General features: G+C 51.8%; 33 protein-coding genes. 12 read left to right on the top strand and 21 right to left on the bottom strand.

Features of this window, described 5'->3' with window-relative positions; translation table 11 throughout:
• The first annotated feature begins 208 nt into the window (after positions 1–208).
• Positions 209–1,096, top strand: a complete 888-nt coding sequence (locus E3U44_RS18350) for an IS982 family transposase (protein WP_134357379.1) — start codon at positions 209–211, stop codon at positions 1,094–1,096.
• Between the two features lie 262 nt (positions 1,097–1,358).
• Here E3U44_RS18350 and E3U44_RS18345 read toward each other — a convergent pair whose 3' ends face one another.
• The 7 genes from E3U44_RS18345 to E3U44_RS18315 form a co-directional block, all read right to left on the bottom strand.
• Positions 1,359–1,574 (bottom strand): type II toxin-antitoxin system HicB family antitoxin, encoded by a 216-nt coding sequence (locus E3U44_RS18345; protein WP_134359490.1) that lies wholly within the window; start codon positions 1,572–1,574, stop codon positions 1,359–1,361.
• Between the two features lie 10 nt (positions 1,575–1,584).
• Entirely contained in the window at positions 1,585–1,770 is a 186-nt protein-coding gene (locus tag E3U44_RS18340) for a type II toxin-antitoxin system HicA family toxin (protein WP_134359489.1), read from the bottom strand.
• A 209-nt stretch (positions 1,771–1,979) separates the two neighbouring features.
• Complete coding sequence (locus E3U44_RS18335; RefSeq protein WP_134359488.1) at positions 1,980–2,264, bottom strand: hypothetical protein; 285 nt, start codon at positions 2,262–2,264, stop codon at positions 1,980–1,982.
• Positions 2,254–2,547: a BrnT family toxin gene (locus tag E3U44_RS18330; protein ID WP_134359487.1), complete on the bottom strand. Its 294-nt coding sequence runs from the start codon at positions 2,545–2,547 to the stop codon at positions 2,254–2,256. Before E3U44_RS18330 ends, E3U44_RS18335 begins: the two co-directional genes overlap by 11 nt.
• 1,598 nt (positions 2,548–4,145) lie before the next feature.
• Positions 4,146–4,823, bottom strand: a complete 678-nt coding sequence (locus E3U44_RS18325; RefSeq protein ID WP_134359486.1) for a hypothetical protein — start codon at positions 4,821–4,823, stop codon at positions 4,146–4,148.
• Positions 4,813–5,235, bottom strand: coding sequence for a hypothetical protein (locus E3U44_RS18320; RefSeq protein ID WP_240761655.1), 423 nt, complete (start codon positions 5,233–5,235; stop codon positions 4,813–4,815). The genes E3U44_RS18325 and E3U44_RS18320 overlap by 11 nt, the downstream gene beginning before the upstream one ends.
• Before the next feature lie 280 nt (positions 5,236–5,515).
• Positions 5,516–6,448, bottom strand: coding sequence for a J domain-containing protein (locus E3U44_RS18315; protein WP_134359484.1), 933 nt, complete (start codon positions 6,446–6,448; stop codon positions 5,516–5,518).
• Between the two features lie 519 nt (positions 6,449–6,967).
• Between E3U44_RS18315 and E3U44_RS18310 the strand changes: the two genes are divergently transcribed.
• A complete protein-coding gene (locus tag E3U44_RS18310) occupies positions 6,968–7,930 on the top strand; it encodes a transposase (protein ID WP_134359483.1) in 963 nt (320 codons plus the stop codon).
• Positions 7,931–8,987: 1,057 nt separating this feature from the next.
• Positions 8,988–9,875, top strand: a complete 888-nt coding sequence (locus E3U44_RS18305) for an IS982 family transposase (RefSeq protein ID WP_134359482.1) — start codon at positions 8,988–8,990, stop codon at positions 9,873–9,875.
• 17 nt (positions 9,876–9,892) lie between these two features.
• Here E3U44_RS18305 and E3U44_RS18300 read toward each other — a convergent pair whose 3' ends face one another.
• The 7 genes from E3U44_RS18300 to E3U44_RS18270 all read right to left on the bottom strand — a co-directional run bounded on the left by E3U44_RS18300 (position 9,893) and on the right by E3U44_RS18270 (position 14,737).
• Positions 9,893–11,257, bottom strand: coding sequence for a DNA primase family protein (locus E3U44_RS18300; protein WP_166805125.1), 1,365 nt, complete (start codon positions 11,255–11,257; stop codon positions 9,893–9,895).
• Positions 11,190–11,762, bottom strand: a complete 573-nt coding sequence (locus E3U44_RS18295; protein WP_134359480.1) for a bifunctional DNA primase/polymerase — start codon at positions 11,760–11,762, stop codon at positions 11,190–11,192. The genes E3U44_RS18300 and E3U44_RS18295 overlap by 68 nt, the downstream gene beginning before the upstream one ends.
• A gap of 17 nt (positions 11,763–11,779) precedes the next feature.
• Positions 11,780–12,001: a helix-turn-helix transcriptional regulator gene (locus tag E3U44_RS18290; RefSeq protein WP_013032097.1), complete on the bottom strand. Its 222-nt coding sequence runs from the start codon at positions 11,999–12,001 to the stop codon at positions 11,780–11,782.
• 154 nt (positions 12,002–12,155) lie between these two features.
• Positions 12,156–12,896: a hypothetical protein gene (locus tag E3U44_RS18285; protein WP_134359479.1), complete on the bottom strand. Its 741-nt coding sequence runs from the start codon at positions 12,894–12,896 to the stop codon at positions 12,156–12,158.
• A gap of 172 nt (positions 12,897–13,068) precedes the next feature.
• The gene (locus tag E3U44_RS18280; protein WP_134359478.1) at positions 13,069–13,269 is read right to left on the bottom strand and encodes a DUF2283 domain-containing protein; all 201 of its coding nucleotides are present in this window, start codon (positions 13,267–13,269) and stop codon (positions 13,069–13,071) included.
• On the bottom strand, positions 13,266–13,538 hold the full coding sequence (locus E3U44_RS18275; RefSeq protein WP_134359477.1) for a DUF4258 domain-containing protein: 273 nt from the start codon (positions 13,536–13,538) through the stop codon (positions 13,266–13,268). Before E3U44_RS18275 ends, E3U44_RS18280 begins: the two co-directional genes overlap by 4 nt.
• Positions 13,535–14,737 (bottom strand): tyrosine-type recombinase/integrase, encoded by a 1,203-nt coding sequence (locus E3U44_RS18270; protein WP_134359476.1) that lies wholly within the window; start codon positions 14,735–14,737, stop codon positions 13,535–13,537. The genes E3U44_RS18275 and E3U44_RS18270 overlap by 4 nt, the downstream gene beginning before the upstream one ends.
• A gap of 799 nt (positions 14,738–15,536) precedes the next feature.
• Between E3U44_RS18270 and E3U44_RS18260 the strand changes: the two genes are divergently transcribed.
• From E3U44_RS18260 to E3U44_RS18250, 3 genes are all read left to right on the top strand, one after another.
• Positions 15,537–15,734: a helix-turn-helix transcriptional regulator gene (locus E3U44_RS18260; protein WP_134359475.1), complete on the top strand. Its 198-nt coding sequence runs from the start codon at positions 15,537–15,539 to the stop codon at positions 15,732–15,734.
• An 88-nt stretch (positions 15,735–15,822) separates the two neighbouring features.
• Complete coding sequence (locus tag E3U44_RS18255) at positions 15,823–16,326, top strand: IS630 family transposase (protein WP_134359474.1); 504 nt, start codon at positions 15,823–15,825, stop codon at positions 16,324–16,326.
• Between the two features lie 5 nt (positions 16,327–16,331).
• The gene (locus E3U44_RS18250; RefSeq protein ID WP_134359473.1) at positions 16,332–16,880 is read left to right on the top strand and encodes an IS630 family transposase; all 549 of its coding nucleotides are present in this window, start codon (positions 16,332–16,334) and stop codon (positions 16,878–16,880) included.
• Here E3U44_RS18250 and E3U44_RS18245 read toward each other — a convergent pair.
• Genes E3U44_RS18245 through E3U44_RS20205 form a run of 4 tightly spaced genes read right to left on the bottom strand, consistent with a single transcriptional unit; the run spans position 16,877 to position 20,528 of the window.
• Complete coding sequence (locus E3U44_RS18245) at positions 16,877–17,464, bottom strand: HNH endonuclease family protein (RefSeq protein WP_166805124.1); 588 nt, start codon at positions 17,462–17,464, stop codon at positions 16,877–16,879. The genes E3U44_RS18250 and E3U44_RS18245 overlap by 4 nt on opposite strands.
• A complete protein-coding gene (locus E3U44_RS18240; protein ID WP_166805123.1) occupies positions 17,464–18,729 on the bottom strand; it encodes a DUF262 domain-containing protein in 1,266 nt (421 codons plus the stop codon). The genes E3U44_RS18245 and E3U44_RS18240 overlap by 1 nt, the downstream gene beginning before the upstream one ends.
• Positions 18,726–20,276 (bottom strand): DUF262 domain-containing protein, encoded by a 1,551-nt coding sequence (locus E3U44_RS18235; RefSeq protein ID WP_134359470.1) that lies wholly within the window; start codon positions 20,274–20,276, stop codon positions 18,726–18,728. The genes E3U44_RS18240 and E3U44_RS18235 overlap by 4 nt, the downstream gene beginning before the upstream one ends.
• A gap of 9 nt (positions 20,277–20,285) precedes the next feature.
• Entirely contained in the window at positions 20,286–20,528 is a 243-nt protein-coding gene (locus E3U44_RS20205; RefSeq protein WP_240761654.1) for a Rap1a/Tai family immunity protein, read from the bottom strand.
• A gap of 516 nt (positions 20,529–21,044) precedes the next feature.
• Here E3U44_RS20205 and E3U44_RS20200 point away from each other — a divergent pair.
• The 3 genes from E3U44_RS20200 (at position 21,045) to E3U44_RS18220 (ending at position 23,425) form a co-directional block, all read left to right on the top strand.
• A complete protein-coding gene (locus tag E3U44_RS20200; RefSeq protein WP_240761653.1) occupies positions 21,045–21,626 on the top strand; it encodes an endonuclease/exonuclease/phosphatase family protein in 582 nt (193 codons plus the stop codon).
• Positions 21,526–22,080, top strand: a complete 555-nt coding sequence (locus E3U44_RS20515; protein ID WP_338040798.1) for a lamin tail domain-containing protein — start codon at positions 21,526–21,528, stop codon at positions 22,078–22,080. The genes E3U44_RS20200 and E3U44_RS20515 overlap by 101 nt, the downstream gene beginning before the upstream one ends.
• A 379-nt stretch (positions 22,081–22,459) precedes the next feature.
• The gene (locus E3U44_RS18220) at positions 22,460–23,425 is read left to right on the top strand and encodes a Na/Pi cotransporter family protein (RefSeq protein ID WP_134359469.1); all 966 of its coding nucleotides are present in this window, start codon (positions 22,460–22,462) and stop codon (positions 23,423–23,425) included.
• Between the two features lie 58 nt (positions 23,426–23,483).
• On the opposite strand, the gene E3U44_RS20815 is transcribed toward E3U44_RS18220, so the two are convergent.
• Together E3U44_RS20815 and E3U44_RS20810 are read right to left on the bottom strand one after the other, a co-directional pair.
• The gene (locus E3U44_RS20815; protein ID WP_134359468.1) at positions 23,484–23,612 is read right to left on the bottom strand and encodes a helix-turn-helix domain-containing protein; all 129 of its coding nucleotides are present in this window, start codon (positions 23,610–23,612) and stop codon (positions 23,484–23,486) included.
• Between the two features lie 6 nt (positions 23,613–23,618).
• Positions 23,619–23,720 carry a hypothetical protein gene (locus tag E3U44_RS20810; RefSeq protein WP_206054845.1) on the bottom strand — a complete coding sequence of 34 codons (102 nt, stop codon included), beginning with the start codon at positions 23,718–23,720 and terminating at the stop codon, positions 23,619–23,621.
• Positions 23,721–24,131: 411 nt separating this feature from the next.
• Between E3U44_RS20810 and E3U44_RS18205 the strand changes: the two genes are divergently transcribed.
• From E3U44_RS18205 to E3U44_RS20750, 3 genes are all read left to right on the top strand, one after another.
• Complete coding sequence (locus tag E3U44_RS18205) at positions 24,132–24,719, top strand: EF-hand domain-containing protein (protein WP_134359467.1); 588 nt, start codon at positions 24,132–24,134, stop codon at positions 24,717–24,719.
• A gap of 63 nt (positions 24,720–24,782) precedes the next feature.
• Positions 24,783–25,325: a hypothetical protein gene (locus E3U44_RS20755; RefSeq protein WP_134359466.1), complete on the top strand. Its 543-nt coding sequence runs from the start codon at positions 24,783–24,785 to the stop codon at positions 25,323–25,325.
• Positions 25,268–25,639, top strand: coding sequence for a hypothetical protein (locus E3U44_RS20750; protein ID WP_134359465.1), 372 nt, complete (start codon positions 25,268–25,270; stop codon positions 25,637–25,639). The genes E3U44_RS20755 and E3U44_RS20750 overlap by 58 nt, the downstream gene beginning before the upstream one ends.
• Before the next feature lie 26 nt (positions 25,640–25,665).
• Here E3U44_RS20750 and E3U44_RS18190 read toward each other — a convergent pair whose 3' ends face one another.
• A complete protein-coding gene (locus tag E3U44_RS18190) occupies positions 25,666–26,028 on the bottom strand; it encodes a hypothetical protein (protein WP_134359464.1) in 363 nt (120 codons plus the stop codon).
• Positions 26,029–26,170: the final 142 nt, after the last annotated feature.

Genomic DNA, 26,170 nt, shown 5'->3' with positions numbered 1-26,170 from the left:
ACACTATTTTGCTTTTCGGCACTGCCACTATGGTATGTCGGGTAGGTGGGTTGCTTTGCTACACCAGGTACTCATTTGCCCGGTGCTGAGAGCGTCGCGGCTTCGTAGAGACGTCAGTTCGACATAAGCGGGGGGCTGTTTTCATAGTCCTGGGTAGGAGATAGGATGTGCCTGTTCAGAGGGTTATTCAAAGAAGCAGGTGAGGGTCATGATAGATTTAGAGCGGGTTTTTTGTGAGGTCGATGATTTCTGCCAAGCGTTTGAACCCCAGTGGCATCAGCAGCTTCTACACTCAGGCGAGAGAAAGCGGCGAAAAACCTCAAGCCTGTCACTGAGTGAGGTGATGACGATTATCATTGCTTTCCATCGCTCGAACTATCGCACCTTTAAGCACTATTACACCGGCTATGTGGCGAAATACTGGCGGGGAGCCTTTCCTATGCTGGTCAGTTATCCCCGCTTTGTGGAACTGATGAGCTCGGCGTTGATTCCCTTGTGCAGTTATCTGCACACCCGTAAAGGCCAGGTCAGCGGTATTGGTTTTATTGATTCTACGCCCATTATCGTCTGCCATCGCCAACGGGCTCCTACCCATCAACTCTTTAGAAAAAAGTCCCACTGGGGCAAGAATTCCATGGGATGGTTTTATGGATTTAAGCTGCATTTGATCATCAACGATGAAGGGGAACTGCTCGCTTTCAAGCTGACCCCGGCGAATGTCGATGACCGCCAACCCGTTCCCGAGATGACCCGAGGGATGTTTGGAAAGCTCTTCGGGGATAAGGGGTATATTTCTCAGCCCCTCTTCGACCTCTTGTTTGAGCGGGACTTACAACTTATCACCAAGCTCAAGAAAAACATGAAAAACAAACTTCTTCCCTTGTTTGATAAGATCCTCACCCGAAAACGGGCCCTCATTGAAACGGTCAACGATCAGCTCAAAAATATCTCCCAAATTGAGCACACCCGCCATCGCAGCATCGCTAATTTTATGGTCAATCTAGTGGCCGCCCTGATTGCCTACACCTATCAGGACAAAAAACCCTCTCTTCACCTTCGCTTTCACCCCGATCAATCCTTACCCATCGGGATCTAGCTTATGTCGAACTGACGTCGTAGAGAAGGGCGAAGGGCTTCGGCTGCCTTTCGCGCCTGGGTTGGTATTGGCAGCTTCCGCCACTAGAAGGAGCTGGGTCCCGCGCCCCTAACGTACACGGTGCTTCTTCAGTAGAGACAGTGGAACAACGCGTTCACGGGCAGTGTTACATCGCGGCTAGAGTGAATTTATTGGCCCCTTTAATTCGATTGACCTGCCCGCGAAAACAGAAGAGTTCCCGCTTCCTAATGGACGGAAAGAGCTAGATAGCGGACACCTCCACATAGCTCGCCTCCGAATGGGGCTCGGGGAGGGGTTCGCCGTCCGCTCTAAGCTCTTCCAAGTGAAGTTCAATGGCCCCTTGGATAAGCTCTAAAACCTCCTCTTTCGTCTCCCCTACAGCGGCACAGCCGGGAAGATCGGGCACATACGCGCCCCAACTCTTGGGGCCTCGCTCAATCACGACCCTATCTCTCATCCTCTGCACCTCACTTTAGACCCGCCTGCTTCAGGATAGTGTTGAGCGTCCCCGGCGGAACATCCACGCTGGGTTTGCCGGCCACGGTGACTTTTCCGGGCTTTTTGGGATGCTTGAACTGGCGGTGGCTACCTCGTACCTGAACAAGATACCCACCCTCGTACTCAAGCATTGGAATGACCTCCTCTACTTTCATTTTTACCCTGTTCTGTCAAACGGGGGCTTTGCCGACTTTCACCTGAATATTAAAGTAGTCCTAGCGGTAAGTGGCCATCACCCATTTTGAAGGTAGCTCTCCTTACCGGGCTCTTTAAGACCTAGAGGAAGCATCCCGTTATAGACCCATATACAAAATGATGCGGGAACCCAAGAAAAAAATTCCTCAGGAGAGGTCTACACGATGACTTACCCGTGAGTGGCCTCAGTTAAAGCTTCTTCTATTATTTCTTCGCTGACACCCCGGCGTCTCAGACTCGCCACTAAGGCCGAGACTGTCTCGTTCTCGAGCCTCTCTAAATCTTCTCTGAGGCCTTGACCGATGTAAGCGCGAATCAAAGGTTGATAACCCGAAAAGCCGAGTAAGGGCGCAACACGCTTCAAATCTTCAACCACATCTTCCGGTATACGGAGCGTCACCATAGTCATCGGCCGGTTCCGATCAAGCCGTTTCTTCAGTTGCTCAATTTTCATAAAACTGTCTTTTCGTTCGAGTCGCTTTACGCGCAGAAATGATTCTAATCTTATCTTCTTCCAGAAGAACGTGAACGACAAACAGCAGATTCCATCGTTTATCCATCCCAATCAGGGCATCGCGGGCTTCTTCATGACGACTGGCATCTACAACCCGAACGAAGGGATCAAAGAAAGCCTCTGCGGCTTGTTTAAAAGCCACCTTGTGCTTGGCACGATTGGCGCGGGCCTTCTCTTGGTTCCAGATAAACTTGATCCCATTCAGTTCGAAGTCTTCGTCCATACTTAAAAGAATAAGCAGAGCGTATTGATATTGTCAATACACACCATAAGGGCATCACAAGGTAGTAGAAAAGCCCTAAAAGGCTTGATTTTAAGTGGCTTTTTAATAATAAAGCTTCAGAGGTGGATTTCACCTGAGCAACACGAAAGCCATCGTTTCTGAACTTTCGCCACTTGTGGGTGTTATTTTTCGGTTTATCATCCCAGGGCTAACGCATGAAAAAACCAGAAGCTAATTGAATCAGTTGATTATCAACCCACCTCAAAACTGGCGGTTATGGGTAATATATTGAGAAATATAGCTTCTCAGAATTTCATGCGTTAGCCCTGTTTATCATCCACCCACAGAATGGATTTATGCTTGGGCATTGGGGGGAGTTCGGAGGGTTTCAGGTCCGTTACTGCCGTGTTAGGAAGTAGGGCGGCAACTTGATTTCTGCAAATCTTCAATTTGCCAGCGTCACTGATCCGAGGCGTCCTGCACCGTCAACTCGGCGTCGCCCAATTTAATAGTAAAATTTCTAGACTCGATAATAGTTCGAAGCATTGGCCACAATTTAATAAATGCAATTCCTAGCAATGTGGGCCATGCTAGGGCGGCGAGTGCATTTAATACTTCGGCCAGTCCATTCATGATTTACTGGCAACCTAATGGGGTGTTAATCGATAGAAGGGTTCTTAGTAAAAAGCATGCGCTATCTTTCATGAGTGAGTGCTAAGGAACCATCTTCCGGCTAATACCTTGCGTTCCCATGTGCTTTCCTTAAGCAGATAGATCTCTTGCCATTTCCTTGGCGCAACCACCACCTATGAATAGCATCATTAATAACACCATTACATATATATATATATTCACCATCTTTTTACATAAAAATTAACCCAATATATTTATTCAAAGATAATAGCGCGGCTTATCACCGTGCCGACGCCGCCCTTCGCTCCCACGCCCCTTGAACGGAGCCCCCGCGAACCTCGCTGCCAAGCCGCACCACACTTCGCCATCTCGTGCCATTGATCGAAGTCACTGCGTGCCCAGTAAACAATAACCTTTACCCAGGCACAAGGTGATTGCGCTCTTAGCGACCTTGCCACATCGTCACGTCGAGCGCCGTCCAGTGTTCCTAGCCACCGAAACACTTTATCTATGAAATAAAGAGACAATGTGACTTCGTGCTTTGCAGCGAAGTCACTCGGTACCCAGCGCGAAGAACGGAGTACGAGGGGCGAAGTTCCTTGGAACCCCCACAAGGGTTATTACTTTGGGAAAAAGGTTGAGTTGGAGTGGTAGGGTGCTAGGTCTTGAGTGCTGATATTAAAGCACTTTGCGCTTCGCACGTGGGTCTTCATCTCCTCTTTCCTCTGGTTTGGATTAGGTGTATTTTTCTATGGGGCGGCGAGGGACGAGCGGCCTGGGAGAGATTGGCGAAAAATTTGGAAAAGTTTGTGGCGCTTGGGGCCCCCCGGCGGAGATCTGAAAAAGCAAAATCCGAAGGGGGGTGGCTTTCTGGGAGGCCGGGGGGAGGGGCCCAGAGGCGGTAGGAAACTAAAATTTTGTTATTGGGTTCTGCGTTCAGAATACAGCGGGACTCCTCATCTAAATCATAAATCATCATCTAGACTATAATTCTCAAACTCCTCATATTGTCTCTCTAGATCTTCATCATCTGGACCACCTAAAATCACTTCCCAGTCATTCGAATCTAAATCATTAGCTTCTCCGCCCCATTCTTCAGCTTGGTAACTGCTTTGGTATTCGTCTAAGTACGGTTGATTTAAATCATATTCTGATAGTTCATAGTCTTCGTAGTATACGGTTTCATAGTCATCTATCTGATAACTACCTTCCTCCCCTTCTTGATTTAAATCATTACTTGGATCGTAATAGCTTTGTTCAGCCCTTAAAAAATCTTCTTCATGGCGCCACTCAATCACTGTATTATTAATGTCACTAACTAACAGGCCAAGCTTTTCAAGGCGAGAGCGAATAGCACCTTTTGTTCGCAGATGCCTGCTTGATAATTCCCCAATTGATATTCCGTTTTCAAATGAACGCCTGAGGAATAAGTCCTCTTTATCCGACCAAGGTTGTCCTGCTCTTGCAAGTGGGATTTTAGTGTTATCAAAATGTATGTTATTTATTGCGAAAAGCAGAGAAAAAAGAGCGCGAACAGTATCGGGATAATGATAGGGACTATCTTCTGGAAATGGTTCTCCTGTTTTAGGATCTATACCATCAGCAAGCGATTTGATTATTCTTATTGCTTCTTCAAGTTCCATAATTTGCTGGCGCCATATTGGCGCGGTTAACCTGGTAGCTAGCTAACCAAAATTCAACATCTTTCCCTACCTCATTCACTGTGGGAAAATAATAACTTTCCCACGCGGAGCAGTCCTCTACCTGAGAAATTCCAAGCCGCTTTGACAGCCAACCAAGATGAGTGTTTATTGTGCCAGATGTGCTTGCTGAGAAAATTAGCATGAGAGTGTTTTTAGCATGAGAAGGGCGAAGTTTATCGTTGATGTCTCGAATAACACTTGGAATTTCCTGCTCACCCTTAGAGCTCATCCACCGCTTCATTTCGATAACTGCAAACCACTTAGATGCATCGTCTGGATATTTAAGTATAAGATCGTGTGATTTGATTTCAACTTCGGCGGTAAATGGAAAAGACGATACAAGGGCACGCAAGATAATAAACTGGTAGTAGCGTTCATTGTTGATTCTTAAAATTCCGCCTTTTCCGCTGGGGTAGGCAGTTTGGTTTTTCGCAATAGCTTCACGTAGAAACCTGTCTTCAGCTTCGAGAGCAGTGCCAGAGATTTTGATCAGGCGTTTTAATTCACTGTTAATTTTAATGTCTTGCAGATTTTAAAAGCGACACTTTGATAAGAAGAAGAAAATGAGATCAAATTAATTATTAGTAGCTTATTGTTGTTCTTACAGGAACTAGAATCCCTTCATTCCCTGATTAACGGGCTTGTGGTGGTGTAATCCCGCACGCCCGGTAATCTCTATCTGTCATAACGGATTTAAGCTCGCAATTGCGTCTTCCTGGGGTGCTTTCAATGGACGGGGTATGAAAGGGCAATTGTGTTTTCTCTGCCTGAGGCGAATTGATTTTGGGATATCTTCTTTCATAGTCTACAAGCAATTTATCATAGGAGGGCTGTGTGGAAGTGAATGTCTTCTGGCTAGGCCCAACCACGTACCGTACTCCAACGATGGTTGTACACACGAGGACAGTACTAATGAACACCATGCTTGAATACCTCGGCCCGCGTGTACCAATGAAGAAACGTCCTATTCCAAACAGCAAGAGACCTAGTATCATCCCGATAGCTAGCGCAGCGGCAGTAATGTCGATAGACTGCTGGGAATTAATTTGAAAAGTCAAATAACCGAATATAGCAAGAGTGGCTAGCGTCGCTCCCATATTAGCAAGGGTTACTAGAATCGCTCTCACATTGTTAAAACCTTTGCCTGCTGCCCTCCTCTCATACTCACGTACTACCGCTTGCTGACTTTGTAGCTTTTCCAGCTCTATCTGTCTTTCCCGCTCTTGCCGTGCTCTTTCCCTTTCTATTTCTTCTTGTGTTCGTTCGCTCTCTTCGTGCTCTTGGTTTTCCCCTTTATTTTCTTCCTTTTTACCTTGTGCGGCCTCTTGCTTTTTCCGTTGCTCGTGAATCCACTCGTCATGCGCTCGGCGCTTTTCAGGATCTGATAAGACCTCGTATGCCGCATTTATAATGCGCAAAATTTTTTCAGCTTTCTCACGACACTCTGGATTTTTATCAGGATGCCATTTTTGGGAAAGATACTTATACGCACCCTTGATTACTTCATCGCTAGCATTTTCAGTAACCTGGAGATTATCGTAATGAGTTCGTAGCTTATTCTTCATGACAATAGCCGTAGTATTATGCTAAATTTTTTGATGCATACCACTGATACAACCTCTGCTAGGTAAGAAAATCTGCTACCAAGATTGAACAAATATATATCTTGAAGCTCTGCTATTACACTGTTTAATAGTTAAGCTTTTTATTGGCTTTACGCTAATCCATTAACACGGCTCTGTTAATGGCTAGTTTAGACGCCTTACTTCATAAGGATCTTATAAGCTTGGTCGTTATAGCTCACATGTCTATGCATTTATATGTGCAAGCGCGCCTGCCCTGCGTGCAGAGCATGCCTAAAAATAACGGCATCAACACTGAAAACTTAAGAGTGTAGGTCTTCCTATAGGGGGATATTTTTGAGAGGGATTTATAGCAAATGCACAGTAGATGAAAGTTTGAACGCTCAACAAAACTAATCAGTTAGGGGGAGCGCACCGATTTCCTTATACTGGAAGTTAGACTCATAACTCCAGGAGGAAAATCGATGCACTCACCCCGGACTATGATGACGCCAAAGGAGGATGTATGGCCATGCGGCTGGGATGCTGTTGCCGCATTTAGGTTGGCGAGATTTGGGGCCGAAGTGTACGGTCAGCGCGTTGCTGCACCTCTTGTTCTATGCTGCCGCGCAGGTGCGTTCGTTGGCTGCGGCCTGTTCACGACTACGCAGTGCGCCGAGTGACCAGGCCACCCGTAATGCGCTGGTGAAGCTGTGTGGGGAGGTAGAACAAGTGGAGCGCCAACTCAATGCCAGCTTTGCGGCCCAACTGCCCAAGGCGGTGCTCAAGAAAGGTCGCTGCCGCTTAGCGGTAGATTTGAATCTGGGACCCTATCACGGTCAGCCGTATCGTAACCGCCAAGAGATTTACCGCAGCCAAGCTAAAAGGGGGACGAGCCATTTTCACGCCTACGCCACGTATTATCTTGCGAACAACAGCCGACGTTATACTGTAGCCCTGACGCGGGTTGCCCAAGGGACCTCCATGAAGGAGGTGCTGAAACGTTTGCTACGCCGCGCGGCCGAGGCCGGGGTTAAGCCCCGTTTAGTGCTGTTGGACCGCGGCTTTTACAGTGTGGAGGTCATCTATTACCTGCAGGCCGCGCGCCTGGCGTTTTTGATGCCGGTGATCTGCCGAGGACGCAAAGCCAGTGACCCTCGCGGTCCAAGCGGCACACGTCTCTTTGCGGTTCAGAAACGTAGCGGTTGGGCGCGCTACACGCTGACCCATGCCGCTCAGCGAAAAATCCGTATCTCGATCTGCATTCACTGTCGTAACGGGCAAGGTCGTCGCCGGCGCCGTGGCCGACAAACATTGCTCTATGCCTTCTGGGGGATCCGACCGAAAACCACCCCATGGGTCTATCAAACCTACCGGCTTCGGTTTGGGATTGAAACGAGCTATCGGCAAGTCAATGAAGCCTGCATCAAAACCACCACCCGTCATCCGGCCTTGCACTTGTTATTTGTCGGTATCGCACTGTAGCTACGTAATCTCTGGGTCTGGGTTCACTGGTCCTCTCTGGCAACGCCTCGGCGCGGCGGGCGGCGGCTCAATCTCGGCAAGCTGCCCTTTAGAACTTTGCTGATGTGGCTGGCTGACCTTGCTCAAGAAACATTGGAAATCATTGACGTTGTGATCGTTGAGCAATCCTATTCAGCTACAGTATGAACTTGGAACTACTGAATGCAGAGTAAAATGGGGATTTTAGCGTGGAAAGATCTGACAATGTGGTTTGAGGAGCTATTAGTTGGTTGGAAGGATGGGCATGGACTAGGAAGGCAGACACAAGGTCTCTATCTGGTCAGTATCGGGAACATGGATCAGTGGCATTCTTGAGAAAAATAATAATATTAACCCTAAACTACAACTAACATAATAGACCGATCTGCCAGTAGCAATAAGCAAGAAAATGTATCCTCGCCCCCAGCGACCCCGTCCCTCGTTTTGAGGAGCAAAAATCCCAAACCCCCCCCTTTTGGGCTTCACATTGGGGAGAATAAATCCAAACCCTACGCTTAACATGCTTTACTGAGGCAAACAGGGGGTCTTCATTATGCCGCGGGGGGAGGAGACCGTTTTCTACTTTGCCTTTTTGAGGGTTGTGGACATTAAGGACATTAAACCCCTTTTTAAAAACTTTCTCTAGTGAAATTAACCACCAAAAAGTTCTTAAAAAGCCCCTTTGATGTCCTTAATGTCCAATGGGGGGGTTACACCCCCCGACTGGACAACTCAAAGAGGCTAGGCCGCCCCCTTCCGGGCGTTGCGGAAAAAGCTCCTCTCCCCGGGGTCTAAGTTTTTGCGGGCGATGCCTTGAAAGCCGCGTCCTCCTTGGATCTTAATGCGGTTAAACCCCTTGGCCGCGAGTTTTCGCCCAAAGATCCGATGGTCAAGGCAGTGCTTTCTCCCTTTAATCCCATATTGATCCTCGCTCCAATCTAACGTCAGTTCGACATAAGCGGGGGGCTGTTTTCATAGTCCTGGGTAGGAGATAGGATGTGCCTGTTCAGAGGGTTATTCAAAGAAGCAGGTGAGGGTCATGATAGATTTAGAGCGGGTTTTTTGTGAGGTCGATGATTTCTGCCAAGCGTTTGAACCCCAGTGGCATCAGCAGCTTCTACACTCAGGCGAGAGAAAGCGGCGAAAAACCTCAAGCCTGTCACTGAGTGAGGTGATGACGATTATCATTGCTTTCCATCGCTCGAACTATCGCACCTTTAAGCACTATTACACCGGCTATGTGGCGAAATACTGGCGGGGAGCCTTTCCTATGCTGGTCAGTTATCCCCGCTTTGTGGAACTGATGAGCTCGGCGTTGATTCCCTTGTGCAGTTATCTGCACACCCGTAAAGGCCAGGTCAGCGGTATTGGTTTTATTGATTCTACGCCCATTATCGTCTGCCATCGCCAACGGGCTCCTACCCATCAACTCTTTAGAAAAAAGTCCCACTGGGGCAAGCATTCCATGGGATGGTTTTATGGATTTAAGCTGCATTTGATCATCAACGATGAAGGGGAACTGCTCGCCTTCAAGCTGACCCCGGCGAATGTCGATGAGCGCCAACCCGTTCCCGAGATGACCCGAGGGATGTTTGGAAAGCTCTTCGGGGATAAGGGGTATATTTCTCAGCCCCTCTTCGACCTCTTGTTTGAGCAGGACTTACAACTTATCACCAAGCTCAAGAAAAACATGAAAAACAAACTTCTTCCCTTGTTTGATAAGATCCTCACCCGAAAACGGGCCCTCATTGAAACGGTCAACGATCAGCTCAAAAATATCTCCCAAATTGAGCACACCCGCCATCGCAGCATCGCTAATTTTATGGTCAATCTAGTGGCCGCCCTGATTGCCTACACCTATCAGGACAAAAAACCCTCTCTTCACCTTCGCTTTCACCCCGATCAATCCTTACCCATCGGGATCTAGCTTATGTCGAACTGACGTCAATCTAAGTAATCCTGATAGAGGTCAGCGGTTTTGGCTTTATGCTCCGCTCCCTGCACACAGCGCTCCTCTAACCACTCTCCCAAGAGGTCCATCTCGCTCCGGTACTCCCGCGTCGCTTCCTCAACCACCTGCGGGGAGTTAAGACCCTCTTTCTGCCAGTCGAGGCACCCCTGGATGGCCCAGTTCAGAATCCCGGGCAATTCCTGCAGCAGGGCATGGCTAAGTCCCTTGTCCTGCTTTTTTCCCGCAAACGTCTGCTCAAAGGGAATCAGCTTGACTCGCCGCCAGATGGCATGGTCATCCCCGCGGATGATGGGTTTATGGTTGGTTGCCATCCAAGGCGTGAATTGAGGCCGAAACTCAATGCTCGCTTTGCCATAGGGCACCCGTCCCGTAAGGGTATCATCGCCGGTCATCCGCTTGACCAGGTCCTCATTTAGGATTTCGCCTTCCCCCAGTTCGGTGGTCAACACCATGCGGGCGTCCTTGAGCCGGACAATATCCTCCCGGGGGCCTCCCTGATTTTGGAACCGGTTGACGGTAAACAGCGCGTTTTCCGCTGCTCGCGCATAGGAGCCCATCAAGGTCTGGATAATCCTAAGGAGGGTGGACTTCCCGTTGGCCCCCTGCCCATGGAGTATCAATAGTACTTGGTCCGGGTTGCCCGCCACCAGGGTGGTTCCCACCGCCCGTTGCAGGAATGACACCAGTTCCTTATCCTCGCCCATGACTTCCAGAACGAAGTGCTCCCACCGGGGGCATTGGGCCTCGGGCTGGAAGACCACGTGCCCGTATTTCGTCAGGTAATCAGCCGGATTGGGCGGGCGCAGCTGCCCCATTCTGAGGTTCACCACGCCGTTCTCCACGCCAAAAGCGTAGGGGTCCGCATCCAATTGGTGGGGGGCGAGGGCGATGCCCTCCAGGGTAGCGGTTAGGCTGAGCATGTTGCTGATCGCCGTCTTTCGCTCCGAGTTCCGCCCGTGTTTTATCAGACTTTCTTTCCGGGCGTCGTCGGTCTCAGCGTCGGCTTCCACTTTGATCCCTCGGACCACAGCGTGGGCCAACCGCTCAATTTCCCCCTTTTCGGACATCTGCCAGTGGGTACCATTCCATAGGAGCCAGTGGTGATAGGCAGGGACGTAGCGAATCTCTTCCCCAAAGCGGTCCACGAGCCGCTCCGCATTGCCTAACTCCGTCAGTGGCCTTTGGGGAGTGGAAGAGTAGCGCCCATAGGCCGAGTCGAGGCACCGAAGGGCCTCATCCTCTGGCAGGGGCGGTTTGCAATCCCCCGCTTTATGGAGCACAAGAAGCTTTGCCTCTTCGAGGTCCATCCCCTGGTACCGTCGGCTTTGGCCCCTCATGGAGGAGTTCCAGCAGCCAATCCGGGGCCTCTGCCAGAGGCGTGCCTTCATTCAGCCAGCCATAGGCCTTCCCTTCCACTATGGAAGGCGCCACCAGCACATACCCCCCATCACCCCGAATATCAAGGCCGGGACGAAAATTGGCGCGGTTGCCGAGCCGCCCGCCCGGATGCCGGAAAAAGTAATGGAAGCCCCCGGTCGGTGTTTTGGCCTTTAACGTTTCGGGAAGTACTCCATATTCCGATTCTAGTTCCTCAAGAGATTGCTCCCCCGGCGCGTCCTTCTTGACGTCCACATCCAGGACGAAGCAACCACTGTCTTCCCCGGTGGCCAGACCAATATTGGCCTGGGGATACTGTCGCCAATAGTCTTCAAGAATTGCCGGATCCCGCGTGGCTTTTTTTGTCCATTCCTTCAGGAAAGGCACCTTGCTGTTAGGCTTAACGGGTAAGAGGCGATAGCCCTGTTGAGCATAGGTAATAGCATGACTAAGTTTCGTATCCATACGAAAAAATCTCCGTGTTACTTTTGATTACACTTTAAGGGAACAGTCTCTTCACTGTGATAAGAGACGATAGGTCGAGAGGCGCACCAGGCCTCGATTTCTTCCTCTAGCCACGCCACCGCATTGGGTCCAATTTTCCGAGGCGCTGGAAAGCGGTTGGCCCTCACATCTCGCCAGATGGAGGTGCGGCTGCGGGCAGTCCGTTTCGAGACTTCGGGGAATCGAAGATATCGTTGCATATGAAGCTCCTTTTCAATAAATTCCAATTGTTTGCAGTTGATTCCAATCAACTACAGCCATAAGCATACACGACCCCGCAGAAAAGAAAATGGGAGTAAATTCAGGTAAATAGAGCGTAAAATAGGGGGAAATCGTAACCTGGTTACCCCTATTTTAGACGGGGAAAAGTTGCTCTAAGGTATTGTTTTTTCGGGATCTTGTGCCGGGCTGGAAGCGGAGGCCAATGGCATGTAAATCGTCGGCAAGCGTGCTTTCTTTTCGTCGGGATATCTTGGGGTGGACTCGGAAGAAGACATCAAGGAAGTCCTTCTTCGTCACCGGAATATCGTCCTCTCGAATCGGACGATGCCCCTTTTCCTCCGCCCGCTTTTGGGCTTCCTCAAAGAACTCTCGGAGTTTTTGCCTACGCTCAGCCTTAGTGGTTTGCCTGGCCTGAATCGCGGCAGCATTGCGAGGCGAACCGGCCCGGGGCTCCGGACCCTGTTGCCGTGCCTGTCGTTCGAAGGTGCTTTTGGGAGGGAGACAGGCCGGATAAGGCACCTGGTGGCGCTCGCAAAAATCGAGGACCTGCTCTAGAGCGATTTCATGTTGAGCGAACCCATCTGGGAGGAATCTTGCAGAATAAAACTCGGCCTCATGAAGTTCCCTGACGCGAGCATTCGATTCGGGCCTATTCATGGGAGTAAAAAAGCGCGCCACATTAGGGTCGTATTCGATAAAGTCCCCCCGAGCATCTAGATATAGTATGACCGTCATGATATCCGCCTCTCCCTGAACCTCGCGAGCCCATGCTTCGATGATTCGCTTAATAGAGAAAGTTTGGTCTGATAGCGATTGGGACTCGTTATGCCAAAGGGTATCGGCGGAAGAGTGGAAGGTCGATTTTTCTTGCATTAGGCCAATCTTGGAGATGGGATTAAAGATGGTTCATGTGGATGGAGATATCGGCAGAAGTTTACGATTTTTAAGAACATGGCAGAATTGAACGGCGGTATCTCTTCACTACATCAGTGAAAAAACCAAAAAAAGCGGCTTTTCAGGAGCGTTTAGGCTTGGATGAAGAGCTCTAAGCGATGTGGGTTTCGACCTTATCAAACTGGACGGGATAGTAGCCCGCCTTGCGGGCTTCCAAAATGGTAATCTCACCGATGCCATCTCGGGTATAGCCAATATTGATATTCCAGTTTACGGATTCATCTCTAACAATTTTCCCCTTGCTCAGCTCAATAAAAAGGATGTCATCATCCTCGTAGTAGGTAATCTTCATGGGGCTTTCTCTCTTAACGTCCAATTCACCATGATGGTTTTCACAATGACTGCTTGTTCCACGATTACGGCAGCACAGATCAAATTATCAGTACGCTCTGGATAGCCTTTGAATATCCAAGCGTGGGCGCCTTCCTGGGGCTTAATCTCTCCCGTTTCTATCAAATCAAGCACCGAATCGAGCACGACACCGCGCTTGGCCATGGATTCAATGGCATGGTTAGTTAACCATACTTGGCGCTTGAATCGATGACTGTACCAATTGTTCATCGCACTGCGGCGAGTGAGGCAGGATTGCTTTCCTTACCCCTGATAATGGCTTCTAATTTCTTCCCCCAAGCCTCCAGTGCCTGCCGTTTTTCTGGGTCGTAGCTATGGCGATCATAGACCGCCGTGACGCCGTTTTCCGCATGATTGAGGATTTTGGAGACGACTAGACGCGAAATCCCCATACCGGTCATGTGGCTGGCGGCAGTACGGCGCAGGTCGTGGGGAGTAAAGGGAGTGATTCCAAGCACATCAAGGTTTTTACGAACCGCATGGTCAATAGAGGTATCCAAGAGAGGCTTCTCTCCATTTCTGGAGGGAAACAGGAAAAGAGGATGGAATCCCCGGAGTCCCTCGATCGATTCAAGGGCGAGGGGGGAGAGTGGCACTCGGTGTGCCAGGTGATTTTTCGTTCTCTCGGCGGGGATCGTCCACCAGCCTGAGGCGAAATCAAAATGTGACCACTCCGCCCTGATAAGCTCTCCTTTGCGCTGTGCAGTGACAAGCTGCAGCTGCAGGGCAAGCCGGATCGGGAGTAATATTCGAGCTTCCTTGAGTCCATGCCAAAAGGTTCGAATCTCCTCTTCATTTAATACCCGATCACGTTTTCGTTCCTTACCGGGCATTTTGACGGCAGAGCAGGGATTCATCTCAATGAGACTGCGCTCAAGGGCATAATTAAACATCTTACGTACGCAGGCAAGCGTTCGATTGGCGACAATGGGAGAGCCCCGGTCGATGATGTCATCGAGCAGCATTACCACGTCGCGCCGGACAATATCCTTCGCTTTGCGGTGACCCCAGCGGGGAAGGACATCTTTCTTTAGTAGGCGCTCGTCCTCGCGCCAGGAGCGTTTCTTTGCCTTAGCGTAGCGCTCAAGGTAGAGTTCAGCAAGCTGCGCCATTGTTGGAGCTTGGCGTTCCTCCTCTTTGTGGGTCCGCTCAATGTGCGCGGGGTCAAGCCCTCGGTTGAGAAGGGATCGGCGCTGACTGACTTCTTCACGCGCCTGGGCAAGGCTCATCTCGGGATAAACCCCTAAGGTAATTCGATTGAGTTTACCGCCCTTGCGGTAGGTGAAGAGCCAGGATTTGCGTCCCGCTGTCGATACTCGCAGACGTAGCCCTGTGCGCCCATCCTCGAGTACTTCATATCGTTGATCCTGTGATTTTAGCGCCCGGATGGCGCGATCGGTAAAATTCATATACAACTATTCCTCTGCTTGGGTATACTTTGGGTATACTTTTGTACTTAGCAACAGATGAAATAGTCTGAATCACTGTGGAACAGAAATCAAGATAAATTGCTGTTATATATATGTTTACACTGATATCTTTGAAGAGTCCTGAAACAGGGTGAAAAGGGTTTAGGCCTGACTCTTAATCAGTAGGTTCAAGGTTCGAGTCCTTGATGGCCCACCAGAGAAATCAAAGGCTTACCATCATGTGGTAGGCCTTTTTTATTTTTGGCTAGCAGTATGGCTAGCATTTTGGTGAAAGATACCCGTATAGCTTTGCCTCATAATTACTCAGCACAAAGTGGTTTAATTATTTAATACTCAACCAATACCAAGTGTTGGTTGGAACCTTCTTTGGCGGCATCTATGATCGCCACAGTTATGACTCCGAAAAGCGACAAGCCCTGGAAGCGTGGAAGTATCGGCTTAGGGAAATAGTAGATGGCAAGCAAAGCAGCAACATAGTGGCACTACTATTCTCGCGCTTGACAAGCGACAGAATATGATAATATTTTATTAAGACGCTTTTATGGACAAAGGCTAGAGCACTAACGTCACCCGGTAACGGGGGCGTTTAGTCCGCTGGCAAGGGAAGTCGGGAGCCCCTCTCCTGTGGTTGTGGTATTCCCGATGCGCGAACTCCGCCTAGGCGGCCAGCCCTCTTAGGGAAGCGCACCCCCCAGCGCATAGGCCACCTCTCCTTGAGGTGAAATATCCTGTGCGTATGGGGTCACCTCCTTACGCACTTAGCATGAGGATTTTTATCATGCCGAGTGTAGATCCACTCAAAATTCGCCGTATTGGCCAAACCTGTAAATGCCTAGGAGTCTCCCGCTCAACCTTGTGGCGTTGGGTGCAGGCGGGCAAGTTTCCCCAACCTATTGAACTCACGCCCGGCGGTGCCAAAGGCTTCCGCGAGTCGGACATTGAGGCCTGGCTGGATGGCCGGGCAAAGGGGGAGTAATACCAATTCTAAATTTTGTAGTTCCAAGGAGGGTGGTGACAAGGTATTGTGGTAGGACAAAGGGAGGAGGAACTGGAGACCTAGAACGATGCCTGCTTTGATAGAGTTGCCTGAGAGATTATATGCGCACGATTTTGCTGAATTGGCTCGAGGGGAGTTGGACGGTCGGGTCCGGGTACGATGGTTGGCCTTGGCGCATCTTCAGGAGGGGCGAAGCCCTCGGGAAGTGGGGATGATGCTCAAGGTCCATGAGAAGACGGTGCTAAAATGGCTCAGGCGTTTTAGGGCCGGGGGTGTAGAAGGACTGGCCGAGCAGCCGGGTGGTGGAGCAAAACGGCGGTTGAAAGCCGAGCAGGAGCCCCAATTGAAGGCGCTTCTTGCCCAAGCGCAGGCGAAGCGCTCAGGCGGACGGCTGAGGGGAGAGGAGATCCGGGCCTTACTTGCTGAACACTTTGGAGTGGAGTACTCGCTTAGCGGGGTGTATGTGGTACTGCATCGGGCCGGGTTGTCCTGGATCAGCGCCCGCTCCAAGCACCCCCAGCGAAATCCCCAGGCACAAGAGAGGTTTAAAAAAACTTCGCTGAGCAGGTAGCCGCGGTGCTGCCCGAGGGTGTGGAACGGACCCAGGTCGATATTGGGTTTCAGGATGAGATGCGGGTAGGCCAGCAAGGCACGCTCACCCGCCTTTGGGCGCCCCGTGGCACCCGCCCGCGGGTGGTCCGTCAACAGCAGTCCGCTTACACCTATGTCTTTGGCGCGATGTGCCCGGCCCGTGATGAAGCCGTGGGGCTCGTGTTGCCGGTGGCAAACACCGAGGCGATGGCCCTCCCCTTGCAGGCGATTTCGGAGCGGGTAGCTGAAGGTCGTCATGCGGTCGTTGTGGTCGATGGGGCGGGCTGGCATGGTGAGCGGGCGGCCGAGGGGAGGAACAACCTTTCGCTGCTAAAACTTCCGCCCGCTTCGCCGGAACTCAACCCCGTGGAGTTGCTGTGGCAACACCTTCGCCAGCGTGACCTCGCTAACCGGTGCTTTAAGGATAATGAGGACCTTGTGCAGGCCTGTTGCGAGGCATGGAATGCGTTCACGGCTCTCCCCGGTACGCTCCAACGATTGGGCACGCGCTCGTGGGCGACTTTGGAGCCCTAATTATTAGGAATGGTATTATTTCTTTCCCGAAACCTCTCACGCTTCTCCCTGAAGGGCTTGTTGCCATATTCCGAGTTTATGCTCCGTGAGACCAGTGCCAGATTGCCAAAGGTGTCCAATACCTCCTCGGATACGGTGTTGGAATCCACCTCCTGGGCAGTCTGGGGCGAGATATGTTCCACCGAGTTCTTCGCCGTCATGCGGAAGTTATCCCACCTGGGATCCTTCTCCTTCATCTGGGGAGATTTCAGATACCACAGCACAAACTCCATTTTGTAGAACCAATAATGGGGAAAACGAGTGCCCAGGTTTTCTTCTAGAAGACGGCAATCCAGGGGATTGCGGTGCCAGGGATTGTCCAGAAAGTCCCGGGTGCGCTCAATCAGGGAACGCTCATCGGCGGCGCAAAGCAGATGGTTATCCAGATGGCGCAGGTAAGCATAATGCTGCGACGGCTTGCCCGGGTGACGATGGAGCCACGCCAGCAGCGGGGTTAGCCAATAATGGGTAGTAATTTGCTGGGAATGGTAGAGCATGCTTTGCAGCAGGGCAAAGCCCTCATTCCCCTCGGGCTGATCTCGCACTAAGCTGCAGGACGGGCCTGGACTTTTCCGTAGCCGCAAATGAGCTGTCGTTCCTCCTCGCCGGTATTCACCCATTTGATCACCGACTGGTCAAAGCAGTAACGGATCTCCCAGAGCAGCTCGATAAACGACTTGACCTGGGCTCCCGAGGCGCCCTCTTGCAGAAAATGGGCGTCAAACAGCCTTAATAGCTCTTTATCCAAAATCCTCGGTAAATCGGCCTTACCCTGACGCTGAAGCCAAATTCTCAAGGTATGCTGGAGCAGCAGGGGAAAACTGATGATGCTGCGCACCTCATCCGACTCATAGTGTTCATCATCCACGGCCGGCGGGGCACTGTCCTTATTTTGGCGCGACCCCGTGGGGCCTTCAAGGATGGCAGCCAAACTCAACGGCTCGTCCTCTTCCGCGGTGGCCTGGGGACCGGCGAGTGCCTCGAGCACTTTCTCGGCGCTGGCCAAGTCTTCCCGACCCTCGGCCCCCGCCTTATCCTCATAGAGGGCGGAAACCTTAAAGGAGGGGTTGTCCTGGGTGAGGTCCTTGAGGTTTTTCTCCACATAGCGACCCATATCCGCACAGGCCTCCCAGAGCAAGGCATAGCGTTGCCGCTCCGTGGTGTCCAACCAACTCAACAGGCGGGCCTTGAGAATCTGGTGGTGCTGTAATTGAAGGCCCCGGTGATTGATCACCTCGAATAGCTTGTTGAGATCCGTGTGGGGAGGGACCTGAGTGAGCACCAGTTTCACCTTCTCAAACAGAAACCGAGTGAAACGAGGGAGATCGAGCCCTGGCTCTCGCGCCTCGACAAAGGACTCGAGGGTGGCGAGCGCATCCTCGATGGGGGGGCTGCCGACACACCTGCTCTCCTTGCCCTCGATGCGCTCGGCAAAGAAGGTGTTGATGTCTTGTCGAATGGCAAAAGTGATGCGGGGCCGTTTGGCAGGGCCTTTAGAACTGTCCTGGTGGTACAAAAACCGCTGCATCGCCTCCTGCTCCCGCCACACCAGGCTCATCATCCATAGGGTGTGCTGTCCATCGATGAGATCAAAGGTGGTGCCGGTTTCGTTGCTCTCCCGCTCCACCACGAGGGTCGTGCCCAGATAGAGCATCTCTTCTCCCTGCTGGTAAGCCGCCAGCACATCCTCCAGTAGAGTGTCTATCTGGTCCTCGCTCCACACATAGAGGCGCTGATAGAGGGGCACCGTAAAAAAGTAACGGTGCTCGTCAATGTCCTGCAGGGTCAGCAAGCGAGAACGGAGGGTCATGACAACTGCTCCCGAATAAAGTCTTCGGTGATCCATGTCGCTTTGCCTTTCAGGCTGCCCTGCCTGCCGTAATATTCCAGCACCCGTTCTTTGTAGCGGCCCCGCACGCCCTCTCCCGGGTTGATGTCCTCCACCTCCTCGCGCTCATAGATCGTCGGTGGATCCGCCTTGAGATAATCGATCACTTGCTCGGGCCGAAAGGCGCTGGCGATTACATCCAATAGGTTGAGGGGGTTGTCCCGCAGGTAAATCAGGGGCGCTTGGGCAAAAATCGCGCGCTTTTCAAACCGGATGGCCCCCAACACATGCTCGAGCCACAGGGCAAAATGCAGCAATTGGCGATACCCGAATTGATCCACATACATCACACTGGCCAGCAGGAACAACTCGCGCAGGTATAGCGATAGGTGGGCGATCACCGCTTCATACAGCTTCCTGAAGGCTTGCACCTCCGCCGGGTGATCCTCTTCCTTGAGTAGCTGCGTCAGCATGCGGGTGTATTTATCGGCATAGAGGAAAAAACCCAGGCCTTTGCTGATCGGCTGACGAAGCGCAAAGGGCAGTTCCGCAGGATGAGTGGTGAGCGCCAAAGAGTGGGGCAACAAGCGAAGCTCCCCCTGGGGCGTTACCGCGAGCGCCGCACCCAGGCAGTTGTAACGTGTGGGATAGAGGGGGACCTGCTCCGGCGTCTCGGGGGGGAGGGTGTCCTCCTGAAACTCCTGGAGGATATCCTCATAGGATTCGTGGGCAATCAACTTCTGCCCGGTCCAACGCCGCGCCCGCCACAGAAACTCATGAAAGAGGGTCGGGGCGAAATCGGCCCCATGGCCAAGGATCGGCGGAGTCCGCTGCAAGCGCTCCCAGCGCCCAGCACAGTCCTCTTGCAAGCGCTCGGTACGACTGTGCTCTCCTGGAATGGCCCGGAGGTGATAGGCTTTCAAGAGATCGGTGGCATTTAAGGGGACCCCCCGATGGTTTTGGGTATCGAAGAAGGTAAAGGCCAGATCTTCTGATGCCACCACGATTACGGTGAAACAGATCCGTTCGAATACATCACGGACCAGGGCATTTAGATCCGCGTCGGCCAAATAGGCCTGGGCCCGTTGGATATGGGTGACCGACTGGAAGGATCCATAGCGGAGCGCATGATGGGGGGGTAACTCTCCCCTCAGGACATGATGCAGTACCGACAACGCGGTGAGACGCTGCTGACCATCAATCACGAAAAGCCGGCCCTCTTTCCGATTCCTGTGGAGCAGCACCGTGCCCATATAATACTCCAGAGAAGGGTTCTCCTGACGCTCCCGGCTGTAGTCCCGCAAATCGGTGACCAACTGTGCGATCTTGTTCGTCTCCCAGACAAAAGGCCGCTGATAACTGTCGATCGCCAGGGGCAGCGTTGCATTCTCAAAGAGCGCGGTAAAGCGCTGTACCGAGACTTCGACGCTTGCCGTCATCGGAGTCTTAGCGGGTGGGGGATTCGTCCGCCGCTCCTCTCTGTCAAAGAAGGTCGCGGAGTGGGCCGAAGGGTAAGCAGAAAAAGGCATCACAACTCCCTAGGGACAAGGATAATGGTGTCTTAAAATCTTCATGACGGCTCCGGGGTAGCCAGCCTGAGGGCTCTGCGGGTGAGCTTTCAGGGCCTCGACCACGCCCCGCGTTACGGCTTCAAGGCTTTCCTCTTGGGGAATACACCAGAGCTGGCGGCCCCAGAGTTCCGGCCGCGTGACCAAATCATTGGCGACTTCGCCCGCATGCCGCAGGCCTTCGAGATAGCCATAGCAATAGCCGCTGGTCAAGGCCGTTTGGGGGGTGTCTGCCTTTGGGGTGAGAGCCTGTTGGCAGGCATTCAGAAACCCGCCCTGATCAAGGGTATCCTCACTGGCTACACGGGGAGTGGCCAGTACCCCCCCACAAGAGGAGCGGCAGGCCTCCCAGCCATCGATAGTCTTTCATAGGTCCATCGGGCTTCCACTAGATTGGGTAAGACTTTCTTGTTGTCGGCTTCAGGCCCGTTTTCTTCAATCCTGCCAGCTCATGGACTTCCGTGAGCGGCGTAGGGGGGGTTCTCCGGGATGATTCGGCCCGGTAAAACGCGAGCCCTATTGCACCCCTTAAGGCGTGCTATCCTGCGGATTTGAAATGCTTTTCCCTTGAAATCGGCTCGATAAAGCCGACCGCGGCCTCGGGGAAGTCCTTCAGAGTCACCGCCTCGCGCCCGCTATTTCTAAATTAAAACTCACACTAAAGGACAGCGCCGATGGGTCAACGACTCTTCCTGCTCTTTTTTCTTGGCCTACTCGGGACCTCAGCCCATGGCGAGCTGGAATGCCAAACATTTGGGATGGGGGAACCAGCGGGACTGGGCGGCCACGGCCGCCGTGGTGGCGCCCTATGATTTCGTTGCCCTCCAGGAAGTGATGAACGAGGCGGCCGTCCAGCATTTGGTTGAAATTCTGGAGCAACACACCGGGACGGATTGGTCTTCACTGGTTTCGGAGACCAGCGTCGGGCGATCCAAGCGCTACCAAGAATTTTATGCTTTCATTTGGCGTGAAGAGACCGTCGACTATAGAGGCGGCGCCGTGGTCTATTTGGACCCGGGTGATCTCTTTGCCCGGGAGCCTTTCGCCGCACGCTTTCAAAGCGACGATGGACAGTACCGCTGGACGGCGGCCACCGTCCACGTCATCTATGGAAAGAGCCGGAATGGGCGCCGTCGAGAAGCGCGACAGCTGGATGAGTATGTCCGCTGGCTGGAAGAAGCCGTCGCCGAGGGGGATCCAGTCATTACTGATGGGGGATTTCAATTTGCCCCCGGGCTCGGCGGGATTCCGAGAACTGGCCGGCGTTCTAAAGCCGGCTATCCAGGAGGGGGCGAGCACTTTATCGACTAAAGAGGGCCGGTATGCCCATCTCTACGATAATCTCTGGTACCGGCCAGAAGCCTTGAAAATCCAGGAAGCTTGGATCGATCGTTTCCCTCAGCGCCTTGGAATCAGCCATCAGCGGGCGCGAAAGACGGTCAGTGACCACGCTCCGGCGGTAATGGCCCTGGGTGAGCCGGTTTCTCCACCAGAAGCCTTAGAGGAGGGACACCCCCCCGCTTCCCCCGATAGAAAGGCCATGCTGGCAATAGTTTGTGTGCATCCCGATGCGCCGGGCAATGATAATCACCACCTGGCAGGGGAGTGGATCGAGCTCAAGAATGTGAGCCCCCGGCGTGTGGATTTGACGGGTTGGATAGTGGCGGATGAAGCCGGCCATGAAATTGCCCTCAAGGGCAGTCTCAATGCAGGCCAGACCCTGCGGGTGGATTCGACAGCCCTAGGGCGTCCTCTATGGGGTTGATGCCAACAAAGGTACGTAACGCGACATAGAAATTTCTCTAGGTAACTAAAATTTGTAGAAATTTTGATTTATCTCAGCCCCCCAATTTTGGCCGCAAAATATGGTTAAAATTTAGGAATGACAAAATGGCTGAAAATATAATTTCATCATAAGCTTATCAAATATCTTGTGTCGCGTTTCGTACTTTTATTGGAACAAAACCGTTAACATATGAAAATTCCGGCTCCAAATACATTAATGAATTATATTTAAATGTAAAAGCATTTGGTCATCGTCACCACATATCCAAAATTATGGATTAAAGATTTCAAAAGCTACTCCATACGTTAGCCCTAGAGATTGTCCTGGCTTTGAGAGAGTGCCTTCCAGAATAGCCCCGATGCTGTGGATGAACAAAATAGAATTTATTCTAATTACCTTGGGTTTCCTCACAGGGATTGCGTCGTTTATCTATGGTGTGACTCTTACCTCTAGGGGCTTAAGGGCAGTCGGTAGTGCAAGGATGAAAAATATTCTTGCCACATCAACGAGAAATGCTTTTATGGGTGTGCTCACCGGAGCACTAGCCACCGTCGTTTTAGAGTCCTCTTCTGTGACCATCATTATGGTCATTGCCTTAGTCAATGCAGGGCTTCTTACTTTCGAACAGTCATTGGGAGTCATACTGGGTGCCAACATCGGGACAACTATTGGAACTGAGATTATCGCCCTCGATATTACCACCTATTTAGCGATTCCCATGCTGTTGATCGGAGGCCTCATACTTCGTGCTAAAAAGACCAGAATAAGGCAAGTTGGAATAAGCCTTCTTGGGATGGGCTTGATATTTTTTGGACTTGCAGTCATGAGTGGCTCCCTTAACCCCTTAAGAGATTATCCGCCACTGATTGAATCCCTGTCCAAACTCGAGGATCCATTCTGGGGCGTACTATCGGGAGGATTGGTAACGCTGATGATCCAGTCTTCATCGGCCACCTTGGGAATCATCATTTCCTTAGCAGACCAGGGATTGATTACCCTGTCAGGCGCTGTTGCGGCAATACTCGGAGCGGAAATCGCCACGTGTTCAGATACGCTTTTGGCCACCATAGGTAGATCGCGGGAAGCGGTAAGGGCAGGTATTTTTCATCTATTCTTTAATATTTCTACCGTGACCTTGGGAATCTTGTTTTTCTTTCCATTTTTAGAGTTGGTTGAGTGGATTTCACTCGATGCGAGCCTACCTAGGCAAGTAGCTAATGCTCAAGTACTCTTTAATCTCCTGGGGGTGCTGTTATTCATTCAGTTTATCCCGCTGATTGCGAAAATTATAAATACCGTGATACCCAATAAATATGGCCTATAAAGGAAGTGAATCCAGTAGCATATCTGGGGTCACTCCATAGAACGGAAAATATTACACGCTAAGCCTTAAGCACTTGCTTGCCGTTCTCTCTGAGATCCCCATTGGGACCGATGTAGCGATAGAGTGTCGTTCGGGTGATCCCTAGTTCTTTGCAGAGGTCACTGACTTTAGTATCACGGTTTCCCATGGCTGCCTAAGCCAGCCGGATTTGGGCCTTGGCCAGCTCAAACTTTCGTCCACCTTTGCGCCCACGAGCGCGAGCAGCCGCCAAACCGGCCTTGGTACGTTCCCGCATCAACTCCCGTTCAAACTCTGCCAGGGCGGCGGCCCCGGCGTGGAAATTTTTCTACCGAACGGTGCCGTGTACGCGCTGCCCTATCACCAGGTCATGGAGACCGTCACCAGCCCGGAATCAACTTTGCTGGTCATCCATTGCAACACGGGCAATCTGTTTGCCGTGCATGGCCGCCATCTCGGCCCGCTGCGTACTTCTCTCATGCTGGGCCGCGTGCGAGGCACATGCCGAAGGCCCGGAGAATATCGCCATTCAGGATATTACCCTTGAACAGCCAAGCCCCGCGGAATGAGCGTGGACTATCAATAGGGGCTCTTTCCCCAAGAGATACCTTGATTCATCCCCACCTTCCCGACGCGAACGCTCTATAATTAGGTAATTAGGCCCAACAATTCCAAAAAAGGACTGCAGATGAAGCTCTCAAACAGGATTATCGCGTTGGCAGCCATCCTTGGCCTGCTTGCAACAGGATGCACGACCACGCGCAACATTACAGGATTCATCGGGCGTGACACGGCATTCAACAAGCTGGACGCAGATGGCGACGGCGTCATCAGCGAGCAAGAGGCCCTGAAGCTTCCGGCGTTGTACACTTCGTTTTCACGGGCAGATACCGACCAGGACAACAATCTCAGCAAGGCAGAATTCAAAGCATTAACCACGAGGCTCACCGCCATTGAATTCAGCCGCGCCGACTTTAACGGAGATGGTGCCATCAGCGAGCGCGAAGCTAACGCCGTGGGACCTTCCCTCAAGGAGGCTTTCGATCGCGTCGATGCAGATAATGATGGTGGCGTAAGCCAGAGCGAGTATCGCGCTGCGACGGTTAATCTGCTTAAGGACACGCAGCTCTCGGAGTTCGATCAGGATAAAGATGGCGTGCTCGACAGGGATGAGGCCAAAAACAACCCTTTCATCGCCGATAATTTCGACAGCCTTGATATCGACGGTAACGGTCTGATCAGCGCCGAGGAGTATCGTTGGGCGCAGCAAGATTGACGATCTGACCGCGCCGCTAGTCGGCGCACACGGGTTGGTTCCCATGATTGAGAAGAATGATGCTTGGGGCAGAGGCAAAAGGGAATCTATCGTGCCCGGCATAAACAGGGGCACTTCGAAGTCATTGCCGACAAGAGTGTATTGGCCTTCGAACGCGACCAGGAAGAAGGCGCGCCAGCGCCGGCCGGAAAGCGGTTTGCCTTCGTTCGAACCTTCGACACCCAGCCCAAACGGCGGGTAGTTGAGGTGCTGCGGTCGCAGGACCTGCAGGCGAACCCGCAGGTGACTTTTCTCTCTGACGGCGGCGAGGACGTCCGCAACCTGCCGCTCTACCTGAACCCCCAGGCCGAGCATATCCTCGATGGGTTCCCTGTGACGATGCGCCTCACCACGATGACCCAGACGGCCAAGGGACTGCCGGCAACCTTCGGCGAGGGCGCGGAGGCACTCGAGCTGCGGGATGAGGTGCCGGACGCGCTCGAGAGCATCAAAGGGTCTCTCTGGCACGGCAATGTCTTCCGGGCGCTGCAAGAGACCAATCCGTCGAGATGGACATGGAGGCAGCAACGTTCGACAGCCAGAACGGAACCGCACGCAAGCTACTGAAAATGTTCGAGGAATTCGACACATACCTCCAGAACAACCGCCCCTTCATTCCCAACTACGGAGAGAGGTTTCGCCAGGGCGAGACCCTCTCCACGGCGTTCGTCGAATCGACCGTCAACCAGGTGGTCAGCAAGCGGGTGGTGAAAAAGCAGCAAATGCAGTGGAGCGAGCGGGGCGCGCATCTGCTGCTGCAGGTCCGCACCCGCGTGCTGGATGACGATCTGGGGGATGTCTGCCGGGGCTGGTATCCGGGATTCCGGCCGCCAGATTCACGCCAATCACAGCCACAGGAGGTCGGACCCCCCACTTTTTAGCGCTCTCCTATATCTACCGTATCGGGTTATAAGGGTTTTTCACTTGCCCCTAATTTATGTTTAGTCATAAAGTCATCGAGACTTTGCTTGTTCCACTCTAAACCCTCATCAGTACGGTAACCATCATTATTCAAGAGACCGACTATGTCATAACGGTTGTATCCTTTCCGCAGGAGGGCATTAATAGTGTCTATTGTGACGTTAGTATCAAATGGCTTGATGGGCTTTGGATTTATCAATGAATTAAGAGTGTCTTCAGTGAACTCAAAGCCATTCTGATCCGTAAACCCTAGTTTGTTTAGGGTTTCTACCATATCCACCGTGGAGGGCTTTGAGTTCTGCGCTGAGAGCACTTTCACGTATTCTAAGATCTTGTCTCTGTCGAACATAGGATTCCAGTCCAGAATAAAAAACACCCTATATATATAGACTCCCAAAATTGCAAAAAAATTTTGTCGCGCATGCCCATGGGCTTTGTTCGTAAGAGTGCCATAGAGTCTTCAATACACGACTTGGAAAGTTAACTGCTTA

The sequence above is a fragment of the Nitrosococcus wardiae genome, from assembly GCF_004421105.1.
Lineage (GTDB): Bacteria > Pseudomonadota > Gammaproteobacteria > Nitrosococcales > Nitrosococcaceae > Nitrosococcus > Nitrosococcus wardiae.
The sequence above is the reverse complement of the archived record's forward strand: the minus strand, read 5'-3'. Positions and strand labels throughout refer to the sequence as shown.